Raw genomic sequence first — 11,841 nt, 5'->3', positions numbered from 1 at the left:
GCGAGGTGAAGGCAATGGCTGGTAACAGAACCACAAGGAGCAGGCTTCTCCTTGGAATCTCCCTGTGCCTCATGGCCGGCTTTCTCATGGTGAAAGCCCAGGAGGCTCAAGGAGCCCCCATGCCCGAGATAAAGCTCCCCGACATCACCATCGGGTCCGCCAAGACCACCGACCCCGACTCAATGATACTTCCTTTCCAGATGCTCCTCCTTATGACGCTCCTTTCGCTTGCGCCTTACATTCTTGTGATGACCACGTCTTTTATCAGGGTGACCATGGTGCTCTCCTTCCTGAGGACGGCAATGGGAACGCAGCAGGTGCCTCCCACGCAGGTCCTCATGGGTCTTGCCCTTTTCATCACCTTCTATATCATGGCGCCTGTGGGCCAGGAGATCAACGAGAAGGCCGTCAAGCCCTTCAGCAAGAAGGAGATAAGCTGGAATGAGTTCATAGACAAGGCGTCAACACCCTTGAAGAAATTCATGCTCCGCAACTGCCGGGACAAGGACCTTGTGCTTTTCGTGAAGATGGCGCGCATCAAGAAGCTCAAGAACAAGGAGGCCACGCCTCTCTGGGTCCTTATCCCCGCCTTTGTGCTCTCAGAGATCAAGACCTCCTTTGAGATTGGCTTTCTCATCTACCTGCCCTTTCTTGTCGTGGATATGGTAGTGTCATGCATCCTCATGGCCATGGGTATGTTCATGCTCTCGCCCATGTCCATCAGTATGCCATTCAAGCTGCTGCTCTTCGTGCTCATCGATGGGTGGGATCTCGTAGTGGAAGGGTTATTGCGAAGTTTCAAATAAAAGTGTATCATGAAAGCAGGAGCTGCCACTTCTGCAGCAAGGAGGGATGGGATGACCGAAGATTTTGTGCTTCACATCACGAGCAGAGCCCTTTATCTCACGCTGCTCCTCTCGGCGCCTATGCTTCTGGCCGCCCTCGGGACGGGCCTTGTAATCAGCATCCTGCAGGCGACGACGCAGATCCAGGAGCAGACCATCTCCTTTGTACCCAAGATTGTCGCCACCTTCGCGGCCGTGGTGATATGCGCCACGTGGATATCGTCAATGATTTCGTCCTTTGCCATTGAGATTTTCAGCGGGTTTCCCGCCATTATAAATAATCAGTAGCTCTACAAAATACTGTCGGGTGGTGGAGATGGATTCATCTACACGGGAAATATTAACGCTCTTCGCCCTCTGGCTCTTCGCCCTGGTGAGGTTCGTCGGCTTCTTCGTGCAGGCGCCCATCTGGGGCAGCCATCACTTTGACAAGAAGGTGCTTGTCGCCGCCGCCGCCGCCATGACCATCATCGTGTTCCCGGAGCTCCCGGTGCCCGAGTACTTTGATTTCAACGTCTTCCCCTTCATGCTCATGCTGGTCACGCAGCTTGTCGTGGGGATTGTCATAGGCTTCGCCTCCTTCATGATAATGGCTGCCGCCCAGTTCGGCGGCGAGCTGCTGGATACGCAGATGGGTCTCTCGGTGGCAGCGAGCTTTGACCCTGCAAGCGGAAGCTCGGTGAACATGATGCGCCGCATGAAGTTCTACCTTGCCATGATCATCTATCTCTGCCTTGACGGCCACCACTTTCTGATAAGGGCCATGTTCAAGAGCTTTGAGCTCGTGCCCGTCACGGGGTGCAACTTCAGCAGGGATCTGATAACGCAGCTCGTGAAGATGACGGGGCAGATTTTCTACCTTGGGATACAGATAGCGGCGCCGTCGCTCGCGGCCCTTTTCATCACCCAGATAGGCCTGGGCCTCCTGGCCCGCGTGGCGCCCCAGATGAACGTCTTCATGCTCTCCTTCCCGCTCAACATCGCCGTAGGGCTTACGCTCATATGCGCGTCGCTCTATATCCTTATCAAGACGTACCAGATTTTCTTCATGATGGACAACGAGTGGGTCATGAATACCGTGAAGGTCATGGTGCCAAAATGATCCCATAAAGGGGGAGATCTCATGGGCGAAGACAGTGATAAAACTGAAGAGCCGACTGAGCACAAGCTTCAGGAGGCAAAGAAAAAGGGCCAGGTTTTTAAGAGCCAGGACATCACTTCCACCCTGCTTCTGCTGGTGACGGCAGCGATCCTTGGCTCCATGGGCGCCAAGCTTTTCTGGTCCCTCGGCGATTATATGAGATGGGTCTGGAGCATTATCCCCACGATCCCTCAGAATCCCATCAACGAGAGGAACAATTTCGCCGACGGCCTGCAGCTCCTTATCGTCTTCTTCAAGAACCTGACCCCTCTCTTCGCCGCCGCCTTTGTAGTGGCCATCTTCGGGAACCTCGCGCAGGTCAAGTTCATTTTCTCCACCGAGCCCCTCCAGCCCAAGCTCTCAAAGATAAGCCCCATCGAGGGCTTCAAGAAGATATTCTCCGTAAAGAGTCTCATCGAGATGTTCAAACAGATAGCGAAGCTGGTCGTTATCGGCTATATAGTCTACAAGATTGTGAAATCGGAGATCATGAACCTCTCGATGGCCATCCAGTGGGATATCTACCAGACCACCACGTTCCTGAAGTCTGTCGTGAAGCGCATCATCATGAACGTCCTCGTGGGCATGACGGCCCTCTCCATCATCGACTACATTATCCAGCGGCAGCAGTTCATGAAGCAGATGAAGATGTCCATCCAGGAGCTCAAGGACGAGTATAAGGACACTGAAGGAAACCCCCAGGTCAAGGGCAAGATGAAGCAGCTCATGCGCCAGGCCTCCATGGGAAGGATGATGGGTGATGCCGCCGGCGCCTCGGCGGTGATTACCAACCCCACCCACCTTGCAGTGGCGGTAAGGTACCGCCAGGGCGAGGACAAGGCGCCCGTCGTGGTGGCAAAGGGCGAGCGCCTCATTGCCGTGCAGATCAAGGTGATTGCAGAGGAAAACGAGATACCCATCGTAGAGAACGTGGAGCTTGCGAGAGCCCTTTTCGGCGCCTGCGAGGTGGGCTCGGGCATCCCCCCCGAGCTTTACAAGGCGACGGCCGAGGTGCTGGCATACGTGTTCAAGCTCAAGAAGAAGCGCGAGATGAAGAAGAAGATGGCCCGCAGGGCATCGAGGCGTGCAGGCTAGCGGCACCGCCATAGTGAGAAAAAGCTCTCTCTACAAAGCTGGACCACAGGAGGAAGAAGCCTTATGGGATTAACTGATGCGCCAGGCATGAAACTCATCAAGCATTCCGATATCGGCATCGCCGTTGTCGTCGTGGGCATCGTGATGATGCTCATCATTCCCCTGCCTGCGGAAATCCTGGACATTCTCCTGGTGATCAATGTCTGTTTCTCCGTCATCATCATCCTTATCTCCATTTACATTGCAAACCCCCTGGAATTTGCCGTCTTTCCCACGATGCTTCTTGTGGCCACCCTGTATCGCCTGGCGCTTGACGTGTCAGCCACCCGTATGATCCTTCTCCATGGTGATGTGAAAAATGCCGAGGGGGTGCCTATCGGTGCCGGTGAAGTGATTCCCGCCTTCGGGCAGGTCGTCGTGGGAGGCAACCTTGTCGTGGGCTTCATCATGTTCATCATTCTCATCATCATCCAGTTCATGGTTATCACAAGCGGCGCCGAGCGTATCGCCCAGGTGGCCGCGAGGTTCACCCTCGACGCCATGCCGGGCAAGCAGATGGCCATCGACGCCGATCTTCACTCGGGCCTCATCGATGCCGAGGGAGCCAAGAAAAGGCGCAAGGAGATTGAAAAGGAAGCGGATTTCTACGGGGCCATGGATGGCGCCGGCAAGTTTGTGAAAGGTGATGCCATGGCGGCCGTGGTGATCATGATCGTGAACATCGTCGGAGGCCTCCTCATCGGCGTGGTGCAGAAGCACATGAAGGCCGGTGACGCCGTGAGCACCTATGCCATCCTCTCCATAGGAAACGGCCTGGTGACCACCCTTCCCGCCTTCCTGATGTCCACTTCAATGGGTATGGTCGTCTCCCGCGCCGCCTCGGAAGCGAACCTCGGTGAGGATGTCGTGAAACAGGTCACGGCGCAGCCCAAGGCCCTCAACATCGCCGCGGTCTTCATGGCCATCCTGGGGTTTCTGGGCATGGTCGGCCTTTTCGCCCTGCCCCAGATTCCCTTTTTCATACTCGCCGTGGTGCTTTATATCCTTGCCAGATATATTGAGAAGGGCAACAAGAAGGTGGAGATCCAGACGGCGCAGGTGCAGCAGGAGAGCAAGAAGGAGGCCACCAAGAAGCCCGAGAGCGTCGTGCAGCTCATGCAGGTTGATCCCATCTCGCTGGAGGTGGGCCGCGGCCTCCTCTCCCTCGTTGATCCCAACCAGGGCGCAAAGCTTCTGGAGCGCGTCACCTCCATCCGCCGCCACGTGGCTCTCGAGCTCGGCATAGTCGTGCCCGGCGTCCGCTTCAGGGACAACCTGCAGCTCAAGCCCAATGCCTACGTGGTGAAGATCAAGGAGATCGAGGTGGCCACCGGCGAGGTCATGGTGAACCAGTTCCTGGCCATCGGCCCCGAGGACAAGCTGAAGAACCTGAGAGGCACGAAGACGGTCGATCCCACCTACGGAATGCCCGGCGTGTGGATCTCTCCCGAGCAGCGCGGAGACGCCGAGCGCCTGGGGTGCATGATCTTCGACCCCGTGTCGGTGATCGCCACGCAGCTCACCGAGGTGGTGAGGGCCCATGCATCAGACCTCCTGGGCCGCCAGGAAGTCCAGGCCCTGGTGGACACCATCAAGAAGACCCACCCTGCCGTCGTCAAGGAGCTTGTGCCTGATCAGCTCTCCCTCGGCGAGGTGCAGAAGGTCCTCCAGAACCTCGTGCGCGAGCGCGTCTCGGTCCGCGACCTCGTGACCATCCTTGAGACCCTGGCCGACAACGTCCACATGTCCAAAGACCCCGAGGTGCTCACCGAGTGCGTCCGCGTGGCCCTCTCACGCGTCATCTGCAAGGAGTACATGAACAATGAAGGGGTCATCAACGTGATCACCCTCGATCCCCAGATTGAGCAGCTTATCGCCCAGTCGATCCAGCGCACCGAGATGGGCTCCTTCCTGGCCCTCGATCCCAACATGGGCCAGGAGATTCTGATGTCCATCGGGCAGGAGGTGGGCAAGCTCCAGGAGCGCGGCCTCCAGCCCATCATTCTCTGCGCTCCCCAGATCAGGCCTGCCCTCAAGAGGCTCACGGACCGCTCTTTCCCCAACCTTGTGGTCCTCTCGTGGAACGAGATAGCTCCGAAGGTGAATGTGAACTCCGTGGGTATGGTCTCCCTCGGCTAGAGGCCTTTCTGCGGGAATTCCCGGATCTCATGGCAGAGAAAAAGGAATTGCGATGAAGAGAGAGAATTCTTTATGAAAATCGGGTAATGTCCAGGGTGAGGGCGTATTTTTTACGGAGGTGATAGCATGGAGACACATATTGGTCTCACTCCCGAGGAAATGATTTACATGTTCAACAGGATGTACCTCGATGTCTGGGAAAAGTCCAAGGAGAAGATCAACTGGGATGAGGACGGCCGCGTATCCCAGAAAACCCTCATGGAGGTCCTGGAAGTGGTGATAACGGCTGCCCGCGACGGCGCCATCATCACCATGTATGAGAACAACGAGAAGATACACCACGATCTGCAGCAGATGGGGCTTGTCGCCGGCGCTCCTGCAGCGGAACAGGGCTTCTGAGGCTTCCTCTCTCGCAAGACGATAAAGAACTGCAGGAAAGGACATATATTTCCTGTAGTTTTTTATTTCTCTGATGCGCCGCGGTAGATTCCAGAGTACATGGCCCGCTGTTTTTGCCGTTTTTTGTGTTCTCTTGACGCGAACACATGGTACAAATCCTTTCTCTGCATGGATGTTAACATTATTTTAAAGATATCTTAACATGATTTTAACAAAAGGCGCTTTACATTTCTCAGAGGAAATGGCATAATAAAGATAAGAAAAATACTAACCTACAGGAGGTGCTCGTATGTTCGGAGGAGTAGGCGGAGGTGGATCCTCTAGTATGATGACCATGGCTCAGATGCAGCAGACCGACTCGCTGCAGGGTGAGCAGACCGCCATGCAGATGGCTGCTGAGAAGCAGAAGCATGAATGGACCAAGTGGAAGATTCTGCAGGATACGCAGACCAAGATCTATGAAATCCAGCAGGATGTGACGCTCAACAGGGCCAAGACGCAGGACAAGATGTTCAACAAGTGGGATGAATACATAAAGGGTTAAAAAGTCGGCTCTCGAAGGGGCGTGGCGACACGCCCCTTTTGATTTGTACCGAAGGCGCCATCAAGCGCCTTTTTTTACGTGCGCCCGGTCATCGTTCCGAGAGGGAAAGAGCGCACTCCCGCTGAAATGAGAGGAAAAACAAGCTGCACCCTCAGGGGGAACTTATTTATTCAGCGTTTCAAGGAGGAGTACCGCAGCGACCAGGTGATCGTGACCAGGTTTCTCCGCGAGGGCGCTATCCTGAAAGGGATTCACGATCCCCACGTGGTCCATGTGGAAGAGGTGGGCGGCGACGGCAGGGCCCTGAACTTTTATATCCAGATGGAGCTTCTCAATGGAATACCTTTGAGGAAGGCCATAGATGAGAAACAGCTCCCGCAGGAGTGGGAGCGCTCGTAAAGACTCTCGAAGGCCATTCAGGCCCTGTGGCGGCGATAGCGCTCTCCCCTGATGAGAAGGAGCTTGCCTCGGGAGGCTTTGACACCATGATCCATATATGGGATCCTGCCTCAGGCCGGAAAGTGAGATCCATGCCCGGGTGCCTGAACGGTGTTTTCCGTCTTGCCTTCTCGCCCTGCGGGAGCTATCTCGTCTCGGGGAGCGGCGACAGGCTCCTGCGCATATGGGAGCATGCCACCGGCAGGGAGCTCAGGAGACTCCTTGGCCACATGGGCATAATCCACTCCCTGGTCATGCTCCATGATTTCAGCTTCATGATCTCAGCGGCTTCCGGTGACAAGACGCCGCTCAGGGTCTGGAGCAAAATGGCGCCGAAGGAGGAAAGCCCGGAGCTCCGCGCGAAGCTCCAGGCCACCGTCACTGGAAGGCTGCCGGAGAGAGAGGAAGGCGGGCCAGATCCTTCCTGGAGTGAATGGGGAAGTCTTGGTGCTATGCCCTATCCTTCGAAAGAGGTGATAGGCCCTGTGGCCATGCCCTGTGGCAGCCACCTGGCGGTCTCAGACGCCGCAGGGGTAGTGCGGATTTATGGCGGTGATCCCATGGCGGAGCTGCGCTCCTTTGATGGGAGGGAAGGCCCATCCTCTCTCCAGGTGCAGGCCATGGCGCTCTCCCCTGACGGCAGGACCCTGGCGCTTGCCTGCCAGAACGCCTTTACCGGCGACGGTGCATTTCTTCTCTCGGCAGGAAATGATGGCACGGTGCGCTTCCTCGAAGGAGAAACCGGCAGGGAGGTGAGGCTCCTTGATCTCTCATCCCAGAGAATCCTTGCCCTGGCCCTCTCCCACACTTTTCTTCTCGCCGGCGGCGGGGAGAAGGTCATATGGGTGATTGATCCTGTAAGCGGCAAGGTGGTGAGGCGCCTCGAGGGCCATGGCAGCGATGTCTCGGCCCTGGCTTTCTCGCAATGCGGCCGCTGGTGCCTCTCGGGAGGCTATGATACCGTGGCATGCGTGTGGGAGACTGCCACAGGAGCCCGCCTGAGGGATCTCCGCGGTCACAGCGGGTGGGTGAACTCCATTACAATGAGTGCCGATGGAAAGCATGTGATCACCGGAAGCAGCGACAAGATGGTAAGGGTCTGGGATTTTGAGAGCGGCAGGGAGCTCAGGAGGTGTGTGGGCCACACCGGCGCCGTCATGGCCATACCCTTGACGGCCGATAACAGATGCATCGTATCGGGAGGGCAGGCCATAAGCGGCGACGCGTACCTTCGGGTATGGCGGTGAGAAATTTATTTTTCCCGGAAGGAATTTCTCTGCTCTGCGCGAATTATAGTCAAAATCTGGGAAACCACTATTCCTACAAGGTTTGAGACGAAAGCTTCAATGAGGGGAGGTGACCGCCACCAAGGAAAAATCGTGTTATTTTGGATAAGAAAGGAGTTTGAAAGGTGACAAAAAGATTTACGGCGATAGCGCTTCTTGCAGTCTGTGCCTTTATCGTCATGTTTGCCGGGCAGGCATGGGCCCAGGACGAGAAGCTCTTCCACACACCAGCGGACACACACCGCTATAATGTGTACCACTATCCCACGGGTCAGAGCTATTTCTACCTTCCTCACGAGTTTGAGACCAAGTTTGACAGCAACAACGGGAAATTCTTCCAGATCGAGTACAACGAGTTCTTCTGCGACCCCCTCATCAACCTTGAAATTTACTTCTATACTCCCAACAATACCCTTTTCGGGAAGGTGAGAGTGCGCCAGGCTTACAAGTCATTCTGCGTGCCTCACACCAACAATACGCTTCTTTACGACAACATCAAGGTGAAGATCAGGAATTACTCAGGTCACAACAAGGATTTCAAATTCGTCATATTTGATCCCAAGGAACCCGTCAAGGGCGTACCTATACCGCCCGCCAAGGACTGCTAAGCAGCAGAAAAATAGGAAAAGCGATAAAGGGCTTACCACAACGAGGAAAGGTAGGTCCTTTTCCTTTTGTTCAGAGTGTTACGAGGCCCTCGCGGGCGAGCCTTGCGAGGGCTTTCATCACACCTATGGTCACATGGTGGAATGAAAGCCCCCCCTGGAGATAGGCGGCATAGGGCTCCCTGAGGGGGCCGTCGCAGGAGAGCTCTATCGATGAGCCCTGTATGAAGGTTCCCCCTGCCATGATGATGGGGTCCCGGTATCCCGGCATGCTCACCGCCTCGGGTAAGGCAAAGTGGTCAACGGGTGAGCTTTCCTGGATGCCCCTGCAGAAGGTCTTGAGAGCCTCAGGGGTTCCCAGGCCGATGGCCTGGATAATGTCGGTCCTGCCGTCGAAGGGGCCGGGGAGCACCTTGAAACCCAGGCTCTCCAGAAGATGGGAAGCCCACACGGCGCCCTCAAGGGCCCCGCCTACCACTGAAGGCGCCATGAAGCAGCCCTGGAAGAGGAGGCGGTTCAGCCCCACGGTGGCCCCCTCGTCGGGGCCGATGCCGGGTGAGGTGAGGTATATTGAAGCCCTCTCCACGAGGTCACTTTTCCCTGCGATATAGCCTCCCGCCGGGGCAAGGCCTCCGCCGGCGTTCTTGATGAGAGACCCTCCCATGATGTCGGCGCCGATATGGGTCGGTTCCCTCTCTTCGACAAACTCGCCGTAGCAGTTGTCAACCATCACGATTACCGCGGGGGCAAGGGATTTGACAAAGGCGATCAGCTCCTCCATGGCGGAGAGCGTGATCGAGGGGCGCCATGTGTAGCCGAGGGAGCGCTGCAGGTATACCAGTTTTGCCGGATGATCCAGGGCTTTCCTTATTGCCTCCCTGTCAAAGGAGCAGTCCCTGGCGAGAGGGACCTCGTCGTAGGTGATGCCCCACTCGGCAAGAGAGCCCTTCCAGCGGCCCGATCCATCGATGAGGGGCCAGAGCGTGTCGTAGGGAGGCCCTACGAGGGATATCCAGCGGTCGCCGGGGCGAAGTGCACCGAAGAGGATCGAGGCAAGCGCATGGGTGCCCGAGACGAACTGCCATCGCACCAGGGCTTTCTCGGTGCCGAAGATTTCTGCGAAGATGCCGTCAAGGACCTCCCTTCCGGCGTCATGAAATCCATAGCCCGTGCTTCCCCAGAAGTGGCTGTCTGAAACCTGATGGTTCCTGAAGGCCGTCAGGACCTTCAGCATGGTGTATCCGGTGATGGCACGGAGCTCCTGCCGGCGTTTCTCGGTCGCCTCAAGGGATTTTTCGGCCCTTTCCACAAGGAGGGAGGGGATATCCCACTGTTCCATGAGCATCTTTTTCGTGATGGCGAGCATAGCGAGCACCGGCGTACCTCCTCGAGAGCTTTCTCTATTACTCATTCGAGCCTTTGCGCCGTGCTCCTCCCTTTATCTTATTCCCCAGGGAGATTGCAGGAGGGTTGCTTCATTCTGAATAATTATAGAGGGAGAAAGAAATACTCACCGTCAAGGATTTTCAATGAACGCCCGAAAGCAATGCGCCCATTGCGGAAAACCGCATAGTGAGAATGCCAAGTTCTGCCCTGTCACGGGGCATGCCCTCACGGGCGCAAAAAAGCTCAGCAAGGCAGCCCTTCGGCAGCCCACCGTCGTAATTCCCTCAGAGAGCCTCACGCAGCCTATCCAGATGGCTCCCGCGGGCTTTGAGACCCTGGACATCAAGGCCCCTCCCCCAACGGAGCCGCCGCCGGTGCCCCCCGGGAGGGATGCTTCGGAGCGGTGCCCCCTCTGCCAGGGATTTCACAGGAAGGCTGCCCGGTTCTGCAGCACCACGGGCCGCGAGCTCTTCAGGAGAGCCTGCCCGCTCTGCGGCAAGGAGGTGGTGCTGCGCAGGGTCGAAGCACGGTTCTGCCCCTGCTGCGGCGGGGATATGAAGGGTATCTGCCCATACGAGGAATGCAAGAGCATCCTGGGCGGGAAAGCTCTCTTCTGCCCCAAGTGCCTGAAGAAAGTGGTGTACTGCCTCAACTGCAGGCAGTCAAACAGGGTGGAGTCTGAGAAGTGCAGGGAGTGCCAGTCGCCTCTCCCCGTGGTGCCGGGGCAGTGGCTCACGTTCCAGGGTGATAACGGGCGCACGGGCCTCTCGAGGGAGCGCATTTCCTTTCCTCTCTACCTGAAGTGGACATTCCCCGATCTCAAGGAGGCGGTAAGGATCACCGCATCGCCTCTTGCATGGCGCGGTGTGCTCTTTATCGCCACCCATGGGGGGAGTCTTTATGCCCTTAACCAGTATAACGGTGAAAAGATATGGGTCCGCCCCACTTCAAGCGCTCTCGTGGCGACGCCGGCCATTGACGAGGAGCGCCCTGCACCCGATGAGGAGGGAGCCCCTTCTCTCGGAAGGGTATATATTGCCACCATGGAAGGGAAGGTCTTCAAGCTTGACGCCTCAAGCGGCGGATTCCTCTGGGTTTATCCCCAGCTGCGGAACGAGACTCTTGCGCCCATCCAGGCCGATATGCTCGTGGAGGACGACCTGGTCTATGTCGCCACGTCAGGCGGCGAGGTCCTTGCCCTGGACAAGGCCACGGGCTCTCCCCGTTGGCGCTTCAGTGACAATGACTTCCAGGGCGAAGAGCACGGCTTTATCGTCTCCCCTGCCCTGTCAAAGGGCATCCTTGTCGTGATCTCCCGCGTGGGGTATGTCTGGGGCCTCGACGGGAAGACAGGCGCCGTCAAATGGCGGTTTCCAGAGGACAAGCCCATGGGTGCCCGTGTGGCCGGGGCTCCGGCCATAAGTGAGGGAATCGTCTTCATAGGCGACGGTGCCGGGAATGTCTATGCCCTCAGTATTGAGACCGGGCAGGATACGTGGCATCTCTACACGCAGGTCGAGGGGGGGATCAATGCTTCCCTCGCGGTGGGGGCTGATCTGCTCTTTGCGGGCACCTGGGCCCAGTACCTCTATGCCCTCGGAAAGCTCTCGGGCGGCGTGAACTGGCGTTTCCGCAATGAGAAGATCATGGTGAACGATGCAATCACTTCACCGCCCCTGATCCTCGGGAGCGGTGCGGTGCTCTTCTGCTCGCAGTCGGGTTATGTCTATGCCCTGGATATGGAAGGCCGCGACCTGTGGAGTTACCGCCTGGAACAGGAGATAATGGCCTCCCCGCTTGTCTCTGACGGCCATCTTTACGTGGCGGGCTGCGACGGCATCTGCTATGCCTTCACCGCGAGGCGCCCCCAAAAAGGAGAAGATCTCCTCAAGGTCGAATAGAAAGAAATCCCGGCACCCCCCGG

12 protein-coding genes are annotated in these 11,841 nt (G+C 57.0%); 11 read left to right on the top strand and 1 reads right to left on the bottom strand.

All coding sequences use genetic code 11. From position 1 onward, the window contains the following. The first annotated feature begins 14 nt into the window (after nucleotides 1-14). From fliP to RDV48_09205, 10 genes are all read left to right on the top strand, one after another. A complete protein-coding gene (gene fliP, locus RDV48_09250; GenBank protein ID MDQ7822965.1) occupies nucleotides 15-806 on the top strand; it encodes a flagellar type III secretion system pore protein FliP in 792 nt (263 codons plus the stop codon). A 51-nt stretch (nucleotides 807-857) separates the two neighbouring features. Next, nucleotides 858-1,133, top strand: a complete 276-nt coding sequence (gene fliQ / locus RDV48_09245; protein ID MDQ7822964.1) for a flagellar biosynthesis protein FliQ — start codon at nucleotides 858-860, stop codon at nucleotides 1,131-1,133. 28 nt (nucleotides 1,134-1,161) lie between these two features. Further along, a complete protein-coding gene (fliR, locus tag RDV48_09240; protein MDQ7822963.1) occupies nucleotides 1,162-1,947 on the top strand; it encodes a flagellar biosynthetic protein FliR in 786 nt (261 codons plus the stop codon). Nucleotides 1,948-1,968: 21 nt separating this feature from the next. Beyond that, nucleotides 1,969-3,081, top strand: a complete 1,113-nt coding sequence (gene flhB / locus RDV48_09235) for a flagellar biosynthesis protein FlhB (GenBank protein ID MDQ7822962.1) — start codon at nucleotides 1,969-1,971, stop codon at nucleotides 3,079-3,081. Between the two features lie 63 nt (nucleotides 3,082-3,144). Continuing rightward, nucleotides 3,145-5,259: a flagellar biosynthesis protein FlhA gene (flhA, locus tag RDV48_09230; protein MDQ7822961.1), complete on the top strand. Its 2,115-nt coding sequence runs from the start codon at nucleotides 3,145-3,147 to the stop codon at nucleotides 5,257-5,259. A 126-nt stretch (nucleotides 5,260-5,385) separates the two neighbouring features. Then, a complete protein-coding gene (locus RDV48_09225; GenBank protein ID MDQ7822960.1) occupies nucleotides 5,386-5,658 on the top strand; it encodes a hypothetical protein in 273 nt (90 codons plus the stop codon). Between the two features lie 325 nt (nucleotides 5,659-5,983). Continuing rightward, nucleotides 5,984-6,202 (top strand): hypothetical protein, encoded by a 219-nt coding sequence (locus RDV48_09220; protein MDQ7822959.1) that lies wholly within the window; start codon nucleotides 5,984-5,986, stop codon nucleotides 6,200-6,202. Between the two features lie 126 nt (nucleotides 6,203-6,328). Then, entirely contained in the window at nucleotides 6,329-6,601 is a 273-nt protein-coding gene (locus tag RDV48_09215; GenBank protein ID MDQ7822958.1) for a hypothetical protein, read from the top strand. Further along, nucleotides 6,586-7,887 carry a WD40 repeat domain-containing protein gene (locus tag RDV48_09210; protein ID MDQ7822957.1) on the top strand — a complete coding sequence of 434 codons (1,302 nt, stop codon included), beginning with the start codon at nucleotides 6,586-6,588 and terminating at the stop codon, nucleotides 7,885-7,887. Before RDV48_09215 ends, RDV48_09210 begins: the two co-directional genes overlap by 16 nt. A gap of 164 nt (nucleotides 7,888-8,051) precedes the next feature. Beyond that, a complete protein-coding gene (locus RDV48_09205) occupies nucleotides 8,052-8,534 on the top strand; it encodes a hypothetical protein (GenBank protein ID MDQ7822956.1) in 483 nt (160 codons plus the stop codon). 70 nt (nucleotides 8,535-8,604) lie between these two features. Here RDV48_09205 and RDV48_09200 read toward each other — a convergent pair whose 3' ends face one another. Then, a complete protein-coding gene (locus RDV48_09200) occupies nucleotides 8,605-9,897 on the bottom strand; it encodes a methionine gamma-lyase family protein (protein MDQ7822955.1) in 1,293 nt (430 codons plus the stop codon). A 163-nt stretch (nucleotides 9,898-10,060) separates the two neighbouring features. Between RDV48_09200 and RDV48_09195 the strand changes: the two genes are divergently transcribed. Beyond that, nucleotides 10,061-11,818 (top strand): PQQ-binding-like beta-propeller repeat protein, encoded by a 1,758-nt coding sequence (locus RDV48_09195; GenBank protein MDQ7822954.1) that lies wholly within the window; start codon nucleotides 10,061-10,063, stop codon nucleotides 11,816-11,818. Nucleotides 11,819-11,841: the final 23 nt, after the last annotated feature.

It is taken from the genome of Candidatus Eremiobacterota bacterium (assembly GCA_031082125.1).
Taxonomy (GTDB): domain Bacteria; phylum Vulcanimicrobiota; class CADAWZ01; order CADAWZ01; family Ess09-12; genus Ess09-12.
The sequence above is the reverse complement of the archived record's forward strand: the minus strand, read 5'-3'. Positions and strand labels throughout refer to the sequence as shown.

Excerpts from the sequence above, each read along its gene's own strand:
- fliP (MDQ7822965.1), top strand. The coding sequence starts at position 15 with ATGGCTGGTAACAGAACCACAAGGAGCAGGCTTCTCCTTGGAATCTCC.
- fliQ (MDQ7822964.1), top strand. The coding sequence starts at position 858 with ATGACCGAAGATTTTGTGCTTCACATCACGAGCAGAGCCCTTTATCTC.
- fliR (MDQ7822963.1), top strand. The coding sequence starts at position 1,162 with ATGGATTCATCTACACGGGAAATATTAACGCTCTTCGCCCTCTGGCTC.
- flhB (MDQ7822962.1), top strand. The coding sequence starts at position 1,969 with ATGGGCGAAGACAGTGATAAAACTGAAGAGCCGACTGAGCACAAGCTT.
- flhA (MDQ7822961.1), top strand. The coding sequence starts at position 3,145 with ATGGGATTAACTGATGCGCCAGGCATGAAACTCATCAAGCATTCCGAT.
- RDV48_09225 (MDQ7822960.1), top strand. The coding sequence starts at position 5,386 with ATGGAGACACATATTGGTCTCACTCCCGAGGAAATGATTTACATGTTC.
- RDV48_09220 (MDQ7822959.1), top strand. The coding sequence starts at position 5,984 with ATGATGACCATGGCTCAGATGCAGCAGACCGACTCGCTGCAGGGTGAG.
- RDV48_09215 (MDQ7822958.1), top strand. The coding sequence starts at position 6,329 with ATGAGAGGAAAAACAAGCTGCACCCTCAGGGGGAACTTATTTATTCAG.
- RDV48_09200 (MDQ7822955.1), bottom strand. The coding sequence starts at position 9,897 with ATGCTCGCCATCACGAAAAAGATGCTCATGGAACAGTGGGATATCCCC.
- RDV48_09195 (MDQ7822954.1), top strand. The coding sequence starts at position 10,061 with ATGAACGCCCGAAAGCAATGCGCCCATTGCGGAAAACCGCATAGTGAG.